Source organism: Ruegeria sp. BE3 (genome assembly GCF_056538865.1).
Genome location: NZ_JBQFTW010000006.1, coordinates 53172 through 72790, shown reverse-complemented (window position 1 = coordinate 72790; position 19619 = coordinate 53172). Strand labels below are relative to the sequence as shown.

The following is a 19619-nucleotide window of genomic DNA, read 5'->3' as shown; positions in this document are numbered from 1 at the left end:
AGGCGGCCCCGGGCAGGCACACGTATCAAAACGGGTTGGGCAGCCGCGTGAGCCTTTTGGATTCCTATCGCATGAGATTGCGGCGCAAGCGCCGTCTTCTGCGTTGCCTGCGCAAGCGGCGCGAATTGAAGGCGGTCCGCAACCAGACCGCGCAGATCCGGCCCGAAGACGTTCTGTTGATGAGCGTCGTACGCAACGAAAAGATCCGCCTGCCCTATTTCCTTGACTATTACCGCAAACTGGGCGTCAGCCATTTCCTGTTTGTCGACAACAACAGCGACGATGGCACGCGCGAATACCTCTCGGATCAATCCGACGTGTCCGTGTGGTGGGCCGATGCCAGTTACAAGCGGTCGACCTATGGCGTGGACTGGTCGAACTATCTGCTGCGCACATACGCCCATGGCCATTGGGTGCTGACGGTCGATCCTGATGAGTTCCTGGTCTACCCGTTCTGTGACACCCGCCCGATCGACGCGCTGACCGATTGGCTGGACGATACCGGCGTACGCAGTTTCGGCACTATGCTGATCGACATGTACCCCGAGGGCACGATTGAAGATGCGCCCTATGACGAGGGGCAAAATCCGTTCGAGCTGGCACCCTGGTTTGACGCTGGAAACTACATGATCACCCGCAACCCGGCCTATGGAAACCTGTGGATACAAGGCGGTGCACGGGCGCGGGTGTTCTTTCAGGACGCACCCAAAAAGGCCCCCGCACTGAACAAGATCCCGCTGGTGAAATGGCATCGCCGCTATGCCTATGTCAGCTCGACCCACGCGCTACTGCCGCGCGGCCTCAATCAGGTCTATGAGGAAAAGGGCGGCGAGAAAACCAGTGGCGCGCTGCTGCATGCCAAGCTGATCGACACGTTGGGCGACAAGGCGCGGGAAGAGATGCAGCGCGGTGAACATTATCGCGCCTCAGGTGAATACAAGGCCTATGCCACGCAGTTGGACTATAATCCGGTGTTCTGGAACAAATGGTCCGAGAAATATATCAACTGGCGCCAGCTTGAGATCCTTGGCCTGATGTCGAAAGGAAACTGGGCATGAGCCTCGGCATCGTCATGCTGGTCCACACCGCGCTCGACCGGGTCGAGCAGGTGGCACGGCATTGGACGGCCTCGGGCTGCCCGGTGGTGATCCATGTGGATCGCAAAGTGCCCGGGAAAACCTACTCCGACTTTGCGGCAGCCTGTGCTGACGATCCGCTGATCCAGTTCTCGGACCGGCATGTCTGTGAGTGGGGCGGTTGGGGAATTGTCGCAGCCTCGCAATCCGCTGCTGCGCTGATGCTGGAACGGTTTCCGGATGTCCGGCACGTCTATCTGTCCTCGGGCGCCTGTCTGCCCCTGCGCCCGGTGCGCGAATTGATCGACTATCTGGCCGACCGTCCCCGCGTCGACTTCATCGAAAGCGCCACGACACGGGATGTGAGCTGGACCATGGGCGGTCTGGATCTGGAGCGTTTCACCCTGCGCTTCCCGTTCTCATGGCGCAAACAGCGTCGATTGTTTGACGCTTACGTGCGCCTGCAGCGCGCATTGGGGATGCGCCGCACCATACCCGAAGGGCTGGTGCCCCATATGGGCAGTCAGTGGTGGTGCCTGACTCGACAAACCCTGTCCGCGATCCTGCAGGACCCGAAGCGCGAGGAATATGATCAGTATTTCCAGCGCGTCTGGATCCCGGACGAAAGTTATTTCCAGACGCTCGCGCGGCTCTATTCCACCCATATCGAAAGCCGATCGCTGACTCTGTCGAAATTCGATTATCAGGGTCGACCGCATATGTTCTATGACGACCACCTGCAGCTGCTGCGCCGGTCCGACTGCTTTGTGGCACGCAAAGTCTGGTACAAGGCGGACCGGTTGTATCAGACCTTTCTGACCGACCAGAGCAGCGCCATGACCCCGGCGGAACCCAATCCCGGCAAGATCGACCGGCTGTTCTCAAAAGCGGTCGAACGCAAAGTGCGCGGGCGCGATGGGCTGTACATGCAAAGCCGCTTCCCACGTCACAAAGCTGAGCTGAATTTAACAGCTTATCCCTATTCGGTTTTTCAGGGCTTTACCGAGCTGTTCGAAGATTTCGAACCCTGGCTGGCCAACACCACCGGTGCGCGGGTGCATGGTCGCCTGTTCCACCCCGGCCACGCGCAGTTTGCAGGCGGTGAGCCCCTGATCAACGGCAGCCTCTGCGATTGTGCCGCCTTGCGCGACTATAACCCTGATGCGTTCCTGTCGAACCTGATCTGGAATACCCGCGGTGAGAGGCAGTGCTTTCAACTCTGCCCGGCGGATACGCAGAAGATAAATGAGTTCCTTGTGCGCGATAAAAACGCCCAGATCGCAATCGTCACCGGTGCCTGGGCCGTGTCGCTGTTCCGGTCCAACATGAACTTTGCCGATATCCGGTGCGAGGCGGCGCGCTTGCAACAGCTGGAGAGCAAACAGTTGGAGCTTCTGGATACGGCCAGGGCCAGGGCGCGTATCCGAACCTGGACGATGGCGGAATTCGTGGAATCTCCGATGGATCCGCTGCAGACCATTCTTGAGGATATGGGCGTACCGCAGCCCAACCACCTGACAGAAGCACCGACGATGGTGGATCTGACCGGGTTTGGAAAGTTCCTGCAAAACCTCAAGAACCAGGGGATGCACCCCTATCTGATGGGGGATTTTCCGGTCGACGATGTGTTCGGCACGCAAGCCAAGACCTTCAAGAAACCCTATCTGGTGCAGTAATCCTGAATGACCCGCGCCTTTGACACTTTCATCGTGCTGGCCGATATGCGCACAGGATCGAACCTGTTGGAACAGCATCTGAACACGTTCGAGGGCATCACCTGCCATGGGGAGGCGTTCAACCCGTATTTCATCGGTTTGCCGAAACTGGATCAGCTTCTGGGTTTCACCCTGAAAGAGCGCGATGAAAACCCGAATGCCCTGATCAAGGCAATCCGGAACGCGCCCGGCGCAATCAACGGGTTTCGCTTTTTCAGCGATCATGACACGCGCGGCCTTTCGCCAATGCTGGACGATCCACGCTGTGCCAAGATCATCCTTACCCGTAATCCACTGGACAGCTATCTGTCGTGGAAGATCGCGATGGAGACCAAGCAGTGGAAACTGGTCAACATCAAACAACGGCGCGAGGCACAGGTTGCGTTCGATACCAATGAGTTCGCCGAACAACTGCAGCAGCGGCAGAGTTTTCAACAGACGGTACTAAGCCACCTGCAACGAACGGGGCAGGTGCCTTTCCGTATCGACTATGAAGATCTGAACGATCTTGAGGTCCTGAACGGCCTTGCTGCTTGGTTGGGGGTCGATGAGCAGCTCGAAGCGCTGGATCAGCATCTGAAACGACAAAACCCAGCGCCCGCGCTTTCGAAAGTGACCAATCCCCAAGAGATGGCAGAGGCGTTGTCGCATCAGGATCGGTTTGGCCTGCACCACCTCCCCAATCACGAACCGCGTCGCGGCCCGGCTGTATCGCGTTATGTGGCCACTCCACGAACACCGCTGTTGTATCTGCCCGTGCGTGGCGGCCCCGAGGCCGAGGTAGCGCAATGGATGGCTGATCTGGACGGTGTCGAACCGGACGGTTTGCTGACCGGGCACAATCAGAAACAGATGCGCAGCTGGATGCAGGGGCATCCCGGGCATCGCAAATTCACCGTTCTGCGCCATCCGCTGGCGCGCGCGCATTCGGTGTTCTGTTCCCGCATCCTTAGTACCGGGCCGGGTGCCTACAAAAAGATCCGCAATATGTTGCGCAGACGGTACGAGCTGCCGATTCCCGAGGCCCTTGATCAAGACGACTACACGCTTGATCAACATCGGGAGGCGTTTGCGGCATTCCTCGAAATGCTTCAACGCATTCTGGCCGGTCAGACACCGATCCGGGTCGACGGGGAATGGTGCGGTCAGGCGCAAACGCTTGAGGGGATGGCCAGTTTCGCCATGCCCGACCTGATCCTGCGCGAGGATGAGATGGCGACCGCCATGCCCGCGCTCGCCGCCAAGCTAGGCCATCAAGATCCCATAACCCCAATCGCTGCGCAGACAGACATGCCATTCTCGCTGGAACAGATTTACGATGCGCCGTTGGAAACGCTGGCAGTGCAAGCCTACCAGCGCGATTATCTGCTGTTTGGGTTCGAAAGCTGGAAACCGCTTAACATCAGGCGCGCAGAGTGATGACCGTGCCCTCGTTCACCATCGCGTAAATCTCTTCGATCTCTTCGTTAGTTACGGCGATGCAGCCAGCCGTCCAATCCGGGGTTTTCTTCGCGCGCTTGAACTCGGATCGCAGGTTGGGCTGGCCATGGATAAAGATATCACCACCCGGATCAACACCCGCGGCCTTGGCTTGCGCGATATCGGCCGAGTTCGGATAGGAAATGCCCAGCGACAGGTGATAGCGACTGCGCGGATTGCGGCGGTCGATCAGATAGGTGCCCTCGGGCGTGCGCCCGTCGCCCTTCTTAGTTTTGGTGCCGGTCGGCGCAAACCCAAGATCGACCTTATATTCCTTCAGGATCTGCTCATTATGCAGAAGATAGAGCTTTCGCGCGCCCTTGTTGATAACCAGAGAGGTCACCTCGGGCCCGTTATATGACAAAAATTTAGGGCTGGCTGATGCACAAGCCGAAAGGCTTAGCGTTGCCATCGCCCCCAATCCAAATGCTCGACGATCCATGAGATTCACTGCCTGCTGCTCTTTTTTGCCAATTATTATGCCAGATTTGTGCGAAACTGAAATCACTTTTTGATGTTCGACTGCTCTGCCAGGCGGCGTTCGATCGATTCTAAACGTTCGAGAACCTCGTCACGGTAAGCATCGGTTTTCACCTCATCCTCGGCATGGTGGGCATCCTGCATCGAGTTCACGATCAGACCGACGAGCAGGTTTACCACCGCGAATGTGGTCACCATGATGAAGGGCACAAAGAACAACCAGGCATAAGGGTAGATATCCATCACCGGGCGGACGATGCCCATGGACCAGCTTTCCAGCGTCATAATCTGGAACAGGGTATAGGCCGACAGACCCAAATCGCCGAACCAGTCCGGAAAGCTGTTCGAGAACAGCTTGGTCGAGATCACAGCCCCGATGTAGAACAGGATCGCCATCAGCAGGAACACGCTGGCCATACCCGGCAAGGCCGAGATGAACCCTTCGACCACCCGGCGCAGCCGAGGCGCGACCGAGATGACGCGCAAAACCCGTAGAATCCGTAGCGCCCGCAGAACCGAAAGCGCCCCGGCGCTGGGTACAAGGGCAACACCGACGATCACGAAGTCAAAGACATTCCAGCCGCTGGTGAAGAACCGGCGCCCCGTGGCGATCAGTTTCATCACGATTTCGATAACGAAGATGGTGAGGCATAGCTTGTCGAGCGTCACGATTAGCGGACCCGCCACCTCCATCAGCGTGGGTGAGGTTTCCATCCCCAGCAGAATCGCGTTGAACAGAATCACACCGGTGATGAATTTCCCGAAAGCCGGGGCTTCGATGACAGGCAGCAGACGTTGGGCGATCCCCATGCGGGTGGTCCTTATCTCAGGGCTATTTGTTTAAGACGAACCGAGCGGCAAGTTCGGTGTGTGACGACCATCGAAATTGGTCAACCACCTGTACCCATTCAAGGGTATATCCGGCGTTAACCAACATTTTTGCATCGCGGGCAAAGGTCACCGGATTGCATGAGACATACGCGATCACCGGGCGTTTGGCTTCGGCCAGCTCAACCACCTGCGCCTCGGCCCCCGCACGCGGCGGGTCGAGGACAACGGCATCGAACTTCCGCAGTTCATCGGGCATGAGAGGGCGGCGAAACAGGTCGCGCGCCTCGGTTGTGACCTGTTTCAGGCCTTGAGCCTTGCGCCAGCCCTGATCCAGGGCTGTGGTCATCTCGGCTTCGCCTTCAACCGCGTGCACCTCGGCCGATTGGGCCAGCGGTAAAGAGAAGGTGCCGCAGCCCGCGAACAGATCAACAATCCGCTTAGCGCCCTGAGTTGCCTCGGTAACGGCCTGTAACAGAGCCTGTTCTCCGTCTTTTGTGGCCTGCAGGAAAGCCCCGGGCGGCGGGACCACACCGGCGGCGCCAAAGCGCTGCAGGGGCGGTTCCCGCATGGCAATCACCTCATCGTCCCAGCTGAGCCGGGCAAGGCCGTGATGTTCGGTCGCTTGCGCCAGCGCCAGTTCCAGCGGGCCGTCCAGCGGCTTGCCACCTTTCACCGCCACATCCAGACCGTTTTCGGACAGGGTCAGCGTCACGGCCAGCACACCCTTGCGACTGCCGCCCAGAAGGGCCAGCGCCTCGGCCACCGGGATGGCGGCGATCAGGGCGGGGTGCAGCAGATGGCAGTCGGGGATTTCGGTGATCGTGTCCGACGCGCGGCCATGGAATCCGGCCAGAGTGCCCTTTTTGGTGCGCCGCACCGCGATAGTGGCCCGGCGGCGCGAATGTTCGGGCGAGGTGTGAATGGGCCGCATCGGGGCATCGAGCCCCTGCGCGGCCAGCGCGTTGCGCACCACCGCAACCTTCCAGTCGGCGACAAAATCATCGGCCGCGTGCTGCAACTGGCAACCACCACAGGCGTTGTAATGGCGACAGGGCGCTTTGACCCGCTGATCCGACGGGGTTTCAACACGGATGTCGGACAAGACCTGTCCGTCGAGCGTTCCGCTGACCACCTCGCCCGGCAGCGTGCGGGGCGCGTAGACAGGCCCATCGGCGATGCCGTCACCCTGATGGCCAAGGCGGCTTATGGTGTAGTGCTGCGTCATGAGGGCCTGATAGCGGGGGTTTGGTCGCAACAAAACCCCTTATTCCGCGGCCTCCGCCTGAATGAACCCGCCGGATTGGCGATGCCAGAACCGGGCGTACAGCCCGCCGCGCTCTAATAATGCCTCATGCGTGCCGCTTTCGACGATGTGACCGTGATCCAGAACAATAATCCGGTCCATTTCGCTGAGTGTAGAGAGGCGGTGCGCGATTGCCAGAACGGTCTTGCCCTGCATCACGCGATGCAGCGCAGCCTGAATCGAGGCTTCAACCTCGGAATCCAGCGCCGAAGTGGCTTCGTCCAGCACCAAAATCGGTGCGTCTTTCAAGATGGCGCGGGCCAGAGCGATCCGCTGCCGTTGCCCACCGCTGAGCTTCACGCCCCGTTCCCCCAGATGCGCATCATAGCCCTTACGGCCCTGCGCATCCTCAAGCCCGAGGATAAATTCATGCGCCTCGGCCTTGGTTGCGGCTTCGATCAACTCGACCTCGGATGCGTCGGGGCGGCCATAGAGGATATTCTCACGCGCCGAGCGATTGAACATTGCGGTTTCCTGCGTGACCATGCCGATCTGGCGGCGCAAGCTGTCCTGAGTGACCTGGTTGACATCCTGCCCATCGATGCGAATAACGCCTTTTTCGCCGTCGTAGAGCCTGAGCAGCAGCGAAACCAAGGTCGATTTTCCTGCACCTGACGCCCCCACAATGCCCAGCTTTTCGCCTGGTGCGGCGGTGAAATGCAGATCGGAGACACCGCCAATATCGCGGCCATAAGCAAAACTGACATGATCAAACGCAATCTCACCTTCTGAGACAATCAGCTCAGAGGCGGTCATCGCATCCTCGACCCGGTCGCGCTTGGTCAAGGTATGCATCCCGTTCTCGATCTCGCCGACGTTGGCATAAAGGCCCATCAGCGTGAAACTGACCCAGCCGGTCATTTGTGAGATCCGCACGGATACCGCCCCTGCGGCGACGATATCACCCGTGGTCGCATTACCTGCCTGCCACAGCCACAGCGTTGCCCCTATCAGCATCACCGGCAAAACACCCGCCAATGTCATCAGGATCAGCCGGAAGCTGGCCGAGAGCAGCCCGAACTCCAGCGACCGTTCGCGCAGATCGACCATCGAGCTGCGCGCCGCTTCATCCTCGTGCCTTGCATGGGCGAACAGCTTGACGGTTTTGATATTGGTGATCGTATCCACGATCTGCCCCGACACCATCGCCCGTGCCCCCGCCCGCGCGCCCGAGCGTTTGCGGATGCGCGGCAGATACCAGCGCACCAGCAGGAAATAGACCACAAGCCATGCCACAAAGGGCAGCATGACAAACGGATGAATAGATCCTAACAAAAGCAAAGAACCCACCAACGAGGCCAAGGCAAACACGATTGCACTGATCGTTTCCGACACGACAGAGGTCAGCGCCGTTGCCGTCTGAACCTGCTTTTGCGCGATCCGGCCCGCGAAATCATCGTCGAAATAGGTGACCGATTGGCCTAGCGTCCAATGGTTCAGCTTGGCCAGAACCAGCGGCGGGATATTGGGCATGACGATATAGTTGTTCGAAAAGGCCGACAGGCCGAAAAACACGGGACGCAGCAGCATGAAAAAAGCCACGGCGCCCAGGATCATCCACAGATTGCCGCCGGTCAGAAAGGCATCGGGTCCGCCTGACGTGGCTACGTCGATCACGCGCCCCAATATCCACGCGGTTCCGGCCTCCATCGCGCCCGCTGTGGCCGAGAAGGCGGCTGCGACAAACAGCATCGGCCACGCCCCGGACAAGGCCCAGCGAATGAACGCCCCCAGCGATTGCGGCGGGGGCGTTTGGGTGGCGTTGAACGGTTGGATGAGGTCTGCAATCCTCATTCAGCGGCCTCCGGGTTCAGGAAGCCACCAGATTGCCGCGCCCAGAACTGGGCGTAAAGCCCTCCTTGCGCCAGCAGATCGGAATGACCGCCCTGTTCGACGATCCGACCACCATCCATGACCAGAATGCGGTCCATCTGCGCGATCGTACTGAGCCTGTGCGCAATGGCGATCACAGTTTTACCTTGCATCATGCCGTAGAGCGTTTCCTGAATCGAAGCTTCGACCTCGGAATCTAGGGCGGATGTGGCCTCGTCCAACAGCAAAATCGGCGCGTCTTTCAGGATCACCCGCGCAAGGGTCACGCGCTGCCGCTGACCGCCGGACAGTTTCACGCCCCGCTCGCCCACATGCGCATCATAACCGGTGCGGCCCTGCGGATCCTGCAGATCGAGGATAAACTCATGCGCTTCGGCCTGTTTGGCTGCGTCGATCATCTGTGCCTCGGTGGCGCCGGGGCGGCCATAGAGGATATTGGCCCGCACCGAACGATGCAGCAGAGCGCTGTCCTGCTGAACCATCCCGATATGGCTGCGCAAACTGTCCTGCGTCACGGTCGAGATGTCCTGACCATCGATCAGAATCGCCCCCTGCTCCACGTCGTAAAACCGCAAAAGCAGCTTGACCAAGGTCGATTTCCCGGCACCCGAACGTCCGATCAGACCGATCTTTTCGCCCGGTTTGATGGTTAGGTTGACGTGATCCAGCCCACCGGCCTTGCGGCCATAATGATGCGACAGGTCACGGATTTCGATCTGTCCCTGCTCCAGCCGCAGGGGCTCGGCCTCGATCTCATCCAGCAGTTCGATGGGCTGCGCGATGGTCTCCATCCCTTCGGCGACGACACCGAGTTGACGGAAGAAACTGGTCAGGGCCCACATGATCCAGCCGGTCATGGAATTGAGCCGCAGCGTCAACGCTGTCGCCGCTGCGACCACCCCAACCGAAGCGCTGCCCTGCATCCACAGAACAAGCGCCCAGCCGACAACCCCAACGATCAGCATGCCATTCAGTGTGACCAGCACCGCATCCATGATGGTGAAGATCCGCATCTCGACCTGAAAGGTGTGCCGGGTTTCCTCGATGGCTTCGCGGGCATAGTCCAGTTCCTGCGAGTCATGGGCGAACATCTTGACCGAATGGATGTTGGTATAGCTGTCCACCACACGCCCCGTCACAGCCGAACGCGCATCGGATGCGGCCTTGGAGGCCGGCCCGACCCGCAGAACCGCCCAGCGCACCAGCAACGCATAAAGAGCAAACCAGATGACCAGCGGCAGCAGCAGACGGGGATCGGCTGCCATCAACAGAATCCCCGCGCCGACCAGATAGGCCAGTGAAAACGAAATCGCGTCGAAGACCTGAAAAACGGCCTCACCCGCCGCCGGAGGGGTCTGCATGATCCGATTGGCAATGCGGCCGGCAAAATCATTCTCGAACCAGCCAACCGACTGACGCAAAACATGCTTATGCGCACGCCACCGGAAGATGGTGCCGATATTCGGCAGGATTGCGTTGTTCAACAACAGCACGTCGACGACATGGAGCAAGGGCCGCAGCAGCAGGACAAACGCCGCCATCAGCATCAGCTCGGTACCGTGTGCTTGCCAGACTTCTGATGGCGCGCCGGACAGCAGATCGACGACACGGCCCATGTAGTAGATCAATCCGACCTCGACCGCGGCCACGACAACCGAGATCAGGCCTGCCCACAGGAACACGCGATAAAACGGACGGGTATAGTCCAGCATGAAGGGCCAAAGCCGCGTGTGCGGCGTATCGACTTCTTCATAGGCGACAAAAGGGTCAACAAGGTTTTCAAAATAGCGAAACATGGAGGGTGCTCCGATTGAGCAGAAAATAGGTCATGCGAAGAAAGATGGCGCCAGAACACCACCCCTACGGGTCACGTGTTCCGGGCTTTAGCCGAACCAGATCCCGTAATACATTCGCATTCCTCCCTCCATTATGAGATAGGCGCACCCTGCCAAATCAAATCGAGTTTGTCATCCCCTTTTGAGACTTCCCGCTAGTCCGCCAGCAAATCTTCGCGGCTGAGCGCGAAATCCGACGCGATCCAGCGCGCCTCAAGCTCGGCCAGTTTTGCGCCCAGAGCCGGGCCCGAAAAGGCGGGGATCAAATCCGCCGCTTTGATCGGAAAACTGGCCGCGGCCCCTTGCTCCAAGGCGCGGCGCAGGCCGTCGGACCAGGGCTGTTCCAGAAATGCGCAGCGCAATAGCGTCTCGTGCAATCCACCTTCCGCGCCATAACGATAGCCAAGTTCCGCGACGCTGGTCGTTGCTGCCGCCTCATCCCGCATCCGGGTCAGGCGCTGCAGCTGTGCCTTGCTGAGACGTAGGGTTTTGGCCACCTCAGGCGGAGCAATCGCGGCCAAACGACGAATCGCTTCGGGCGTGGCGTGGGCGTCTTGCTCCAGCTGGATCAGGATCGCCAAAGCCCGGTCATCCGCGCCGGGCAAAAGCCGTGCCAAAACACCCGTGCTGCGCATGGCGGCGACCGACGGCGCGGGGTCGGGCGCAGCCAGAAGCTTCAGCATCTCGGCCCCGACGCGTTCGCGAGAAAGAGTCTCTAACCCGTCCAAATTCGCGGCAATCGCATCAAGCGCATCGGGGTCAAACCCCTCGTCTGCATCACCATACCAGGCATGAAACCGGAAGTATCTGAGCGACCGCAGGTAATCCTCGCGGATGCGATCACTGGCCTCACCAATGAAGCGCACATGCCGCGCCTGCAAGTCCGGCAAACCGTTCAGAGGATCAAGGATCGTGCCGTCAGGCCGGGCATAAAGCGCGTTCATGGTGAAATCACGGCGCGCGGCGTCTTCTTCGACCTTGTCGGAAAAGGCGACGACGGCGCGACGGCCATCGGTTTCGACGTCGCGGCGGAATGTGGTGATCTCATGCGGGATTCCACTGCTGACCACCGTGATGGTGCCATGCTCGATCCCTGTCGGGACCGGCTTCAGGCCCGCCTGTTGTGCCAGTTCAACCACATGTTCGGGCCGCGCATCGGTCGCGATGTCGATATCCGAGACCGGCGCACCAAGCAGCGCATTGCGCACACAGCCACCTACGAACAGCGCCTGAACCCCACCTGCGGTCAGTGCGGCGCATACCTTCTGCGTTGCTGCTTCGGTAATCCAGTCTTCGGTGATCCGCATCATTCGCTCATCCGCGCCGCCAACCCTCGCAGCATCCGCGCCGTCGCGCCCCAGATGTAATAGGGGCCATAGGGCGCAGCATAGTAATATCGCCTTTGTCCGCGCCAGCGGCGCGACTCGACGACATAATTCTCCGGGTTCAACACATGCGCAAGCGGGACCGAGAAAACCTCATCCACCTCACCGGGTTCGACTATCGTGTCGAAAGTCGTTTCGAGCACTGCAACGACCGGCGTTACCGCAAAAGACGTCACCGTTTCATGTGTCGGCAGATGACCCAGAATACGCGGCAAGTCGATCGGCAAACCGATCTCCTCCTGCGCCTCGCGCAAGGCCGTGGCGGTGACATCCGCATCACCCTCATCCTGTTTGCCACCCGGAAAAGCGATCTGCCCCGGATGGTGTTTCAGGGCTGACGAACGCTTGGTCAGGATCACCCGAGGTGCGTCATAAGCCAGAGAAACAGGCACTAACACACCGGCAGGGCGCAGTTTGCGCCCCGCTGGCAGCACCGTCTCGGGGTTCAGGTCAAAGTCACTGGACCCGGAGCCGTCGCGGCCCAGCGCCGCTGTCAGCTCTGAGATCAGATCACGCGCCATCCGGGCCTTCGGCCTCGAACCCGACGGTCGCAGGGTCCAGCACATAATGCGCGCCGCAGAATTGACAGTCTGCTGTGACGGTGCCTTCGTCCGTGGTCATTGTCGCAATATCCTGCGCCGAATAGATCGACAGGCTTTGACGCACGCGATCTTCGGAACAAGTGCAACCGAATTTTACCTGCTGCGCATCATAGACGCGAGGCTGTTCCTCGTGGAACAAACGTACCAGCAGGTCAGTCGGCGCAACCGACGGCCCAATCATCTCCAGATCATCCACGGTGTCGAGCAGGATGTTGACGCGGCCCCAGTTCTCGCCCTCTTCACCGTCTACCAGATCTGAGGCGGTCAGTATCTCTCCGGTCCCCTCGCCCGATGCGGCAAAGGGTGAGGCCTTGGGCATGTGCTGCAGCATGATCCCACCCGCGCGCCAGTGTTCACCAACACCGGGTTCGGTCGATTTGCCGAAGCTGAGCGAGAACCGGGTCGGCAGCTGTTCGGACTGCGCAAAATAGGCCTCGGCACAGGCGCTCAGCGATCCTCCGGCCAGCGGGGTGATGCCCTGATAGGGATGCGTGCCCTCGCCTTGGTCGATCATGATCGCGAAGTACCCGTCACCCACCTGATCAAACGGGGCAGCGTCGGTCAGACGATCCCTGTCAAAGCTGGCATAGGCGCGGATCTGCGCGGGTTCACCTTCCTGCTGAGGTGCATAATAATCGGTCGCGATCATACGCACCGCGCCTTTGGATTGCACCTGCAGAGACAGCTTCCAGCGCAGCGACACCGTTTGCCCGATCAACGCGGTCAGCAGGGCCATCTCAGCCACCAGTGCCTCGACCACTTCGGGGTAGTCATGCTGCTTCAGGATGCCGCCCAGCACCCCATCCAGCCGGGCCACGCGACCACGCATGTCCGGTACATCGAGTTGAAATGGCAGGACGGTATCGTCCCACGCGATTTTGGTTCCAAGAGACATGAGGGTTTCCTTACACGCCACAGGTTGGCATACCGCCACCATATAGGTCGAACAGATTGGGTTGAAAGGGGCCATACATGATCAGACGGTTCGGTGAAAGCCCCGAAGCCGGGCGGACATATACGCGACGCGTCGGTGTCTATTCCTTGTTGCCGCAAGGCAACCGCCTGTTGCTGACCTGTCAACTGGAACCCGGCCCCGATCTGCAACTGCCCGGCGGCGGCATCGATCCGGGCGAATCCCCGATCACTGCCTTGCACCGAGAAGTGTTCGAAGAAACCGGTTGGCAGATCGCCGCCCCGCGCCGCGTGGGCGCGTTCCGCCGGTTTACCTATATGCCCGAATACGATCTGTGGGCCGAGAAGATCTGCCTGATCTATCGCGCCCGCCCCGTCCGCCGTATCGGTCCCCCGACCGAGCCGTTTCATGAAGCCTTGTGGATGGAGACCACGGACGCCGTGCATCTGCTGGGCAATGAGGGGGATGCCTATTTCGCCCAGCGGCATCTGCAGGGGCTGCTTTAGGTCCCGTTATATTCGAAGAACACGGCCGAGACGTCATCCTCCAGCCCGTGATCCGGCGACATGACCTGAGTCAGGTGCCAGAACATATCGTCCAGGAATTCTGAGCCAACATTCTCGGTCAGGCACTCGGTGGCCATCTGCTGCAGACCGCCCTCGTCCAGCAAGCTGCCATCCCTGAGGCGGCATTCAGTGAACCCATCAGAATGAAGCAGCAGCTTGTCGCCAGGCTGCATATAAGTTTCGGTCTGCTGAAAGCAGACATCCGGTAACAGGCCGATGGGCAAGCCGCCCTCGCCCAGAAACTCAGCCCCGCCATCGGCGCGCAACAGCAAAGGATGTGGGTGCCCGGCCTGCACCATCTTCACGTGCCCGTTGCGCAGATCGACGATGGCGTAGACCATTGTAAAATATTCCTCGACCCCGGCATCGGCGATCAGGCGCGAGTTCAGCTGCTCCGCGACCTCCTCAGGCGGCAGCAAGGCGTAGAACTTGTTGAAGCGCCGCTCCATCGCGACGTTCTGGTCGAAATACGTGCTGGACAGATACCCACCCAGCCGCGCCGTCATCATCGCCGATGTGATCCCGTGGCCAGAGACATCGATGCTGTAGAAGCCCAGCCGATTGACGCCGGGCGAGAACATGCCCACCAGATCGCCGCCGATATGACCACAAGGTTTCAGCAACAGGCTGACGCGGGACTTACCAAATTGCCCGGTCAGTTCAGGCACCAGAGATTCCTGAATTTTGCGAGCCTGCATCAGGTCCTTGTCAATGGCATCATGCGCCAGTTTCAGTTCATCCAATGCAGTCTCGATCAGGCGGTTTTTCTTGGACAGTTCACGCTGCATGTCCAGAATCCGGGCACCGGCCGAAATGCGGGCGCGCAGCTCATCAGCCTCCAGCGGTTTGATCAGGAAATCATCCGCCCCTGCATCCAGTCCCTTCGCGACCTCCTGCTTTTCGCTTTTTGAGGTCAGCAGGATGAAATAGCTATATTGCTCGGTTTCGAGCCCACGAAAGGCGCGGCAGAATTCCAGCCCGCTCATCCCCGGCATGACCCAATCGCTGAGCACCAGGTCAGGTCTGTTGTCTTTACACAGGTCAATCGCGGCCTCACCCGTATCGGCCTCAAGCACCTCAAACCCCCACTTTTTAAGTGAGGCAACCAGAATCCGCCGTTGCAGCCTGCTGTCATCCACCACCAGAACCCGACGGATCGCGCCGAAGTCCAGCTCAACCCGGCTGTCTGATTGACCGACTTCCGGCACCATTAAATCCCTGTGCTCATCCAATATCTCAGTTGGGCCAACGCTAAGACCGCTGGTTTAACATCTGGTGAAAAACCGCACGCCTAGAGCTTAACCACTTCTTTACCGCTGCGGCGGTATGCACAGACCAACCGCAAGAGGGTGGCATGATACAGTGGTCCAGAGTCAGGCAATTGCGCGACGAGGTCGGCGCGGATGAGTTCGACGAGGTGGTCGAGATTTTCCTGGACGAAGTGCAAGAGGTGATTGCCAAACTGCGCCAGGATGCAGGGCGTTCCGAGATGGAGCAGAACCTGCATTTCCTGAAAGGCAGCGCGTTGAGCCTTGGTTTTGATAGCTTCTCGAAGCTTTGCCAGGACGGAGAGCGCCGTGCCGCCGCGGGTGAAAGTGCCGCCGTTGATCTACCTGAGATTTTCGCGGCCTATGACGAGTCGAAAACACTGTTTCAGACCGGTCTGGCCGACAACCTGCGCTAGATCACAAACTGCGCCAATGTCTCGTCTTCGGTGATGTCCGTATAGGTGAACCCGGCCTCATCCAGATGCGCGAACAGACGCATGAAATTCTCGGGCTTACGGGTTTCGATCCCGATCAGGACCGATCCAAAATTGCGCGCCGATTTCTTCATGTATTCGAAACGTGCGATGTCATCTTCGGGGCCGAGGATGTTCAGAAACTCCTTCAACGCTCCGGGGCGCTGCGGCAGGCGCAGGATGAAGTATTTCTTCACTCCGGAATATCGCTGGGCGCGCTCTTTGACTTCGGGCAGGCGTTCGAAATCGAAATTACCGCCTGAGGTCACACACACCACGGTCTTGCCCCGGATAAAGCTTTGAATATCGCCCAGCGCCTCGATCGCCAGCGCGCCGGCGGGCTCCAGCACGATGCCCTCGACATTCAGCATCTCAATCATGGTGGTGCAGATGCGGTCTTCGGACAATGTCAGCACATCCGACAGGTGACGCGATTTCAGCAGCTCAAAGGGTTTTTCACCGATCCGGCCCACCGCCGCGCCATCGACAAAATTGTCCACATGGTCCAGCGACACCGGATGCCCCGCTGCCAGCGCGGCGCGCAAACAGGCCCCACCCGCTGGCTCGACAAACAAACAATGCGTGCGGTCGCCAAACCAGGTTGCTACTCCTGCGGACATGCCGCCACCGCCCACAGGCAACAGCACATGATCGGGAATGCTGCCCAGTTGTTCCTCAATCTCAGCCGCAAGCGAGGCCTGACCCTCGATCACATCCTCATCGTCGAAAGGAGACAGAAAATGGCCACCCTGTTCCGCGCACCATTTCTGCGCGGCAGCCAGTGTGTCATCGAAATAGTCGCCGATCAGGTGAACCTCGATATTGTCGCCGCCAAAGATGCGGGTCTTCTGGATCTTCTGCTGCGGCGTGGTCACCGGCATGAAGATCACACCCCGCACGCCCAGATGCTTGCACATATAGGCCACACCCTGCGCGTGATTGCCCGCGCTGGCGCAGACAAACAGATCCTGCCCCTGCTGCTTGCGCATAGCGTTGAACGCACCACGAATCTTGTAGGACCGCACCGGGCTGAGGTCTTCACGCTTGAGCCAGATCTCGGCCCCGTAACGGTCAGACAAATGGGCATTCCGCTGCAGCGGCGTTGCGGGAAACACAGAGCGCATTGCCTGTTCGGCGGCGCGGGCGCGGGTCATGAAATCGGTCATGTCGATTTCCCTGCCCGATCACCGCTGAAAGGGCAAGGAATACATATGTGTACGCGGGTCAGGAGAGTTCGCGCTTTTCGATGAACACGCCATACATCGTGGTCAGAATGCTGACATTGATCAACGGAACCACCAGCATCATGGCAAAGACCACAACCAACGGCCCAATGATCGGAACAAACAGCAATATAGATGCCAGAAACTGAAGCAGCATCTGAAACAGCGCCGACAGGATCACCAACAGGACAATCGCACCCTCAGCACCAGCTGTTGCCTGCCAAGCTTCTGACAGCTTCAGGTTTCGTCCGATTGCCGCACCGGGCAGGATCGGAGAAACCCGATAGAATGCCACCGTCAGCAATACGACAACCAAAAACCAGACCAGGATTCCCACCACCGCCGGAGCTTGCCCCAACATCCCTATGACGAACATGGCCGGGATCATAGCGACTGCTGCCAGCAGCAGCAGCATCAGGAGTCTCCCAAAATAGGCCAATACGCGATCCGATCTGAATGCGGGAAGAAAACCGACCGGATATTCTTCGAGCAGCACGAAACGATGCCAGGACACGACGATCCAAAGCATGATCGTAAAAATCGAAAGCAGCACACTCAGAAGAAAACCTGCAATCGCGCCTGACGAGGCGGCGTCAGGCAAGCCGTTCGGCTCCGTCGAGATATCCTCGAATGAAATGCCAAACAGAACACTGAGAGCTATGACGATCATGCCTCCAATCAGCGCAGGCACCAACGAAACCTGGAGAGCCTGCTTCAGGTTCCTCAAAACCATCTTCACCGAGTGCACGAAAATCTCTAACCCCTGCATAAATACTGCCCTCTCAACCAATCCTTGTTCTCTGTCCGCCCGTTTCACCCCAATTCCCAGCCTGCGTCAATCCACGCCGCTTGCCCCCGCGTCCAAAACCCGTTAGGGGCCAGTCGTTCTACGCATAAAGGGAAGTCAGATGTCCGCGCCCAAGAAAGTTGTTCTGGCCTATTCCGGTGGCCTTGATACCTCGATCATTCTGAAATGGCTGCAGACCGAGTATGGTTGTGAGGTCGTGACCTTCACCGCCGATCTGGGTCAGGGCGAGGAGCTGGAACCCGCCCGCAAGAAAGCCGAGCTGCTGGGGATCAAACCCGAGAACATCTATATCGAAGACATCCGCGAGGAATTCGTCCGCGATTTCGTTTTCCCGATGTTCCGCGCCAATGCGCAGTATGAGGGGCTGTATCTGCTAGGCACGTCGATTGCACGCCCGCTGATCTCGAAACGCCTGGTCGAGATTGCTGAGGCAACCGGCGCTGACGCTGTCGCCCATGGTGCGACCGGCAAGGGCAACGATCAGGTTCGCTTTGAACTGGCCGCTTACGCGCTGAACCCCGATATCAAGGTGATCGCGCCGTGGCGCGAGTGGGACCTGACCAGCCGCACCAAGCTGCTGGAATTTGCGGAACAGAACCAGATCCCGATTGCCAAGGACAAACGCGGCGAGGCGCCCTTCTCGGTCGACGCGAACCTGCTGCACACCTCATCCGAGGGCAAGGTTCTGGAAGACCCCGCCGATATGGCGCCCGACTATGTCTATCAGCGCACCGTCCATCCCGAGGACGCGCCGAATGAGCCCGAATTCATCGAAATCGGCTTTGAAAAAGGTGACGCGGTCAGCATCAATGGCGAGGCGATGAGCCCGGCCACCATCCTGACCAAGCTGAACGAATATGGCGGCAAGCACGGCATTGGCCGTCTCGATCTGGTCGAGGGTCGTTTCGTGGGCATGAAATCGCGCGGCATCTATGAAACGCCGGGCGGCACCATCCTGTTGGAAGCGCATCGCGGGATCGAGTCCATCACCATGGACCGTGGTGCGATGCATCTGAAAGACCAGCTGATGCCGCAATACGCCGAGCTGATCTATAACGGCTTCTGGTACTCGCCCGAGCGTGAGATGCTGCAGGCCGCCATCGACAAGTCGCAAGAGCACGTCACCGGCACCGTGCGGGTGAAACTGTACAAAGGTCTGGCCTCGACCGTTGGCCGTTGGTCTGATCATTCGCTCTATTCCGAGGCGCATGTGACCTTTGAGGAAGACGCTGGTGCCTATGACCAGAAAGATGCAGCTGGTTTCATTCAGCTGAACGCGCTGCGCCTGAAACTGCTGGCCGCACGCGACAAGCGGCTGAGCAAGTAAGCGAACTCACATATCGACACCAAAGCCTGGCAATCCTTTGGATGCCGGGCTTTTTTGTGGGCGTCTTCCCGCTGCGTCAGGCTTGATCGACGCATGGGAGTGTCTTTACGCATACGTCAATCAGGAAAAGGACGGATCATGCTGCAGGACATCGCCGACGGGATTCAAAAAGGTCTGGATGGCAAGAACTTTGACGGATCGCTCAAATTCGATTGCGGCGATGACGGCGTGATCGTTTTGGCCGACAACACAGCTTCGACCGAAGATCGTGAGACAGACTGCACCATCCGCATCTCGCAGGACAACCTGACCAAGCTGCTGACCGGAAAGCTGAACCCGATGACGGGGGTTGCACTGGGTAAGCTGAAGATTTCGGGCAATATAGGTGTCGCGATGAAGTTGGGGCAGTTGCTGGGGTAACGGGCGATCACGGATAAACTCGTCTCACCAGCACGTGACAAACGATGTCAGCGCATTGCAAGCGGGTGAAACTGAGGGCAGC

General features: G+C 59.1%; 18 protein-coding genes. 7 read left to right on the top strand and 11 right to left on the bottom strand.

The window, feature by feature from the left end:
- The first annotated feature begins 71 nt into the window (after nt 1-71).
- The 3 genes from ACR0AZ_RS14590 to ACR0AZ_RS14580 are packed head-to-tail and all read left to right on the top strand — an operon-like array spanning nt 72 to nt 4210.
- Nucleotides 72-1058, top strand: a complete 987-nt coding sequence (locus ACR0AZ_RS14590; RefSeq protein ID WP_480667805.1) for a glycosyltransferase family 2 protein — start codon at nt 72-74, stop codon at nt 1056-1058.
- Entirely contained in the window at nt 1055-2752 is a 1698-nt protein-coding gene (locus ACR0AZ_RS14585; protein WP_480667737.1) for a DUF5927 domain-containing protein, read from the top strand. Before ACR0AZ_RS14590 ends, ACR0AZ_RS14585 begins: the two co-directional genes overlap by 4 nt.
- Before the next feature lie 6 nt (nt 2753-2758).
- Nucleotides 2759-4210 (top strand): nodulation protein NodH, encoded by a 1452-nt coding sequence (locus ACR0AZ_RS14580; RefSeq protein ID WP_480667736.1) that lies wholly within the window; start codon nt 2759-2761, stop codon nt 4208-4210.
- Here ACR0AZ_RS14580 and ACR0AZ_RS14575 read toward each other — a convergent pair.
- From ACR0AZ_RS14575 to hslO, 8 genes are all read right to left on the bottom strand, one after another.
- Entirely contained in the window at nt 4194-4712 is a 519-nt protein-coding gene (locus ACR0AZ_RS14575; RefSeq protein ID WP_480471358.1) for a L,D-transpeptidase family protein, read from the bottom strand. The two genes, ACR0AZ_RS14580 and ACR0AZ_RS14575, sit on opposite strands and share 17 nt — an antisense overlap.
- Nucleotides 4713-4774: 62 nt before the next feature.
- The gene (locus ACR0AZ_RS14570; protein WP_480660150.1) at nt 4775-5560 is read right to left on the bottom strand and encodes an ion transporter; all 786 of its coding nucleotides are present in this window, start codon (nt 5558-5560) and stop codon (nt 4775-4777) included.
- A 22-nt stretch (nt 5561-5582) separates the two neighbouring features.
- Nucleotides 5583-6806, bottom strand: a complete 1224-nt coding sequence (locus ACR0AZ_RS14565; RefSeq protein WP_480667735.1) for a class I SAM-dependent RNA methyltransferase — start codon at nt 6804-6806, stop codon at nt 5583-5585.
- 39 nt (nt 6807-6845) lie between these two features.
- Entirely contained in the window at nt 6846-8678 is a 1833-nt protein-coding gene (locus ACR0AZ_RS14560) for an ABC transporter ATP-binding protein (protein ID WP_480667734.1), read from the bottom strand.
- Nucleotides 8675-10513 carry an ABC transporter ATP-binding protein gene (locus tag ACR0AZ_RS14555; protein ID WP_480667733.1) on the bottom strand — a complete coding sequence of 613 codons (1839 nt, stop codon included), beginning with the start codon at nt 10511-10513 and terminating at the stop codon, nt 8675-8677. Before ACR0AZ_RS14555 ends, ACR0AZ_RS14560 begins: the two co-directional genes overlap by 4 nt.
- Nucleotides 10514-10707: 194 nt before the next feature.
- The gene (locus ACR0AZ_RS14550; RefSeq protein ID WP_480667732.1) at nt 10708-11862 is read right to left on the bottom strand and encodes a CCA tRNA nucleotidyltransferase; all 1155 of its coding nucleotides are present in this window, start codon (nt 11860-11862) and stop codon (nt 10708-10710) included.
- Complete coding sequence (locus tag ACR0AZ_RS14545) at nt 11859-12458, bottom strand: CoA pyrophosphatase (RefSeq protein WP_480667731.1); 600 nt, start codon at nt 12456-12458, stop codon at nt 11859-11861. The genes ACR0AZ_RS14550 and ACR0AZ_RS14545 overlap by 4 nt, the downstream gene beginning before the upstream one ends.
- Nucleotides 12448-13434 (bottom strand): Hsp33 family molecular chaperone HslO, encoded by a 987-nt coding sequence (hslO, locus tag ACR0AZ_RS14540; protein WP_480471351.1) that lies wholly within the window; start codon nt 13432-13434, stop codon nt 12448-12450. The genes ACR0AZ_RS14545 and hslO overlap by 11 nt, the downstream gene beginning before the upstream one ends.
- A 77-nt stretch (nt 13435-13511) precedes the next feature.
- On the opposite strand from hslO, the gene ACR0AZ_RS14535 reads away from it, so the two are divergent.
- Nucleotides 13512-13958, top strand: a complete 447-nt coding sequence (locus tag ACR0AZ_RS14535; RefSeq protein WP_480667730.1) for an NUDIX hydrolase — start codon at nt 13512-13514, stop codon at nt 13956-13958.
- On the opposite strand, the gene ACR0AZ_RS14530 is transcribed toward ACR0AZ_RS14535, so the two are convergent.
- Complete coding sequence (locus ACR0AZ_RS14530) at nt 13955-15229, bottom strand: PP2C family protein-serine/threonine phosphatase (RefSeq protein WP_480471349.1); 1275 nt, start codon at nt 15227-15229, stop codon at nt 13955-13957. The two genes, ACR0AZ_RS14535 and ACR0AZ_RS14530, sit on opposite strands and share 4 nt — an antisense overlap.
- A 143-nt stretch (nt 15230-15372) precedes the next feature.
- On the opposite strand from ACR0AZ_RS14530, the gene ACR0AZ_RS14525 reads away from it, so the two are divergent.
- Entirely contained in the window at nt 15373-15702 is a 330-nt protein-coding gene (locus tag ACR0AZ_RS14525; RefSeq protein WP_480471348.1) for an Hpt domain-containing protein, read from the top strand.
- Here ACR0AZ_RS14525 and ilvA read toward each other — a convergent pair.
- Together ilvA and ACR0AZ_RS14515 are read right to left on the bottom strand one after the other, a co-directional pair.
- Nucleotides 15699-16925: a threonine ammonia-lyase IlvA gene (gene ilvA, locus ACR0AZ_RS14520; protein ID WP_480471347.1), complete on the bottom strand. Its 1227-nt coding sequence runs from the start codon at nt 16923-16925 to the stop codon at nt 15699-15701. The two genes, ACR0AZ_RS14525 and ilvA, sit on opposite strands and share 4 nt — an antisense overlap.
- Before the next feature lie 58 nt (nt 16926-16983).
- Nucleotides 16984-17673: a hypothetical protein gene (locus tag ACR0AZ_RS14515; RefSeq protein ID WP_480667729.1), complete on the bottom strand. Its 690-nt coding sequence runs from the start codon at nt 17671-17673 to the stop codon at nt 16984-16986.
- A 217-nt stretch (nt 17674-17890) separates the two neighbouring features.
- Here ACR0AZ_RS14515 and ACR0AZ_RS14510 point away from each other — a divergent pair, with 217 nt between their 5' ends.
- The gene (locus ACR0AZ_RS14510; RefSeq protein WP_171171502.1) at nt 17891-19117 is read left to right on the top strand and encodes an argininosuccinate synthase; all 1227 of its coding nucleotides are present in this window, start codon (nt 17891-17893) and stop codon (nt 19115-19117) included.
- 138 nt (nt 19118-19255) lie between these two features.
- A complete protein-coding gene (locus tag ACR0AZ_RS14505) occupies nt 19256-19537 on the top strand; it encodes an SCP2 sterol-binding domain-containing protein (RefSeq protein WP_480471345.1) in 282 nt (93 codons plus the stop codon).
- The last annotated feature ends 82 nt before the right edge of the window (nt 19538-19619 follow it).

Coding starts and splice junctions, on each gene's coding strand:
- ACR0AZ_RS14590 (WP_480667805.1), top strand. CDS start 72: ATGAGATTGCGGCGCAAGCGCCGTCTTCTGCGTTGCCTGCGCAAGCGG.
- ACR0AZ_RS14585 (WP_480667737.1), top strand. CDS start 1,055: ATGAGCCTCGGCATCGTCATGCTGGTCCACACCGCGCTCGACCGGGTC.
- ACR0AZ_RS14580 (WP_480667736.1), top strand. CDS start 2,759: ATGACCCGCGCCTTTGACACTTTCATCGTGCTGGCCGATATGCGCACA.
- ACR0AZ_RS14575 (WP_480471358.1), bottom strand. CDS start 4,712: ATGGATCGTCGAGCATTTGGATTGGGGGCGATGGCAACGCTAAGCCTT.
- ACR0AZ_RS14570 (WP_480660150.1), bottom strand. CDS start 5,560: ATGGGGATCGCCCAACGTCTGCTGCCTGTCATCGAAGCCCCGGCTTTC.
- ACR0AZ_RS14565 (WP_480667735.1), bottom strand. CDS start 6,806: ATGACGCAGCACTACACCATAAGCCGCCTTGGCCATCAGGGTGACGGC.
- ACR0AZ_RS14560 (WP_480667734.1), bottom strand. CDS start 8,678: ATGAGGATTGCAGACCTCATCCAACCGTTCAACGCCACCCAAACGCCC.
- ACR0AZ_RS14555 (WP_480667733.1), bottom strand. CDS start 10,513: ATGTTTCGCTATTTTGAAAACCTTGTTGACCCTTTTGTCGCCTATGAA.
- ACR0AZ_RS14550 (WP_480667732.1), bottom strand. CDS start 11,862: ATGATGCGGATCACCGAAGACTGGATTACCGAAGCAGCAACGCAGAAG.
- ACR0AZ_RS14545 (WP_480667731.1), bottom strand. CDS start 12,458: ATGGCGCGTGATCTGATCTCAGAGCTGACAGCGGCGCTGGGCCGCGAC.
- hslO (WP_480471351.1), bottom strand. CDS start 13,434: ATGTCTCTTGGAACCAAAATCGCGTGGGACGATACCGTCCTGCCATTT.
- ACR0AZ_RS14535 (WP_480667730.1), top strand. CDS start 13,512: ATGATCAGACGGTTCGGTGAAAGCCCCGAAGCCGGGCGGACATATACG.
- ACR0AZ_RS14530 (WP_480471349.1), bottom strand. CDS start 15,229: ATGGTGCCGGAAGTCGGTCAATCAGACAGCCGGGTTGAGCTGGACTTC.
- ACR0AZ_RS14525 (WP_480471348.1), top strand. CDS start 15,373: ATGATACAGTGGTCCAGAGTCAGGCAATTGCGCGACGAGGTCGGCGCG.
- ilvA (WP_480471347.1), bottom strand. CDS start 16,925: ATGACCGATTTCATGACCCGCGCCCGCGCCGCCGAACAGGCAATGCGC.
- ACR0AZ_RS14510 (WP_171171502.1), top strand. CDS start 17,891: ATGTCCGCGCCCAAGAAAGTTGTTCTGGCCTATTCCGGTGGCCTTGAT.
- ACR0AZ_RS14505 (WP_480471345.1), top strand. CDS start 19,256: ATGCTGCAGGACATCGCCGACGGGATTCAAAAAGGTCTGGATGGCAAG.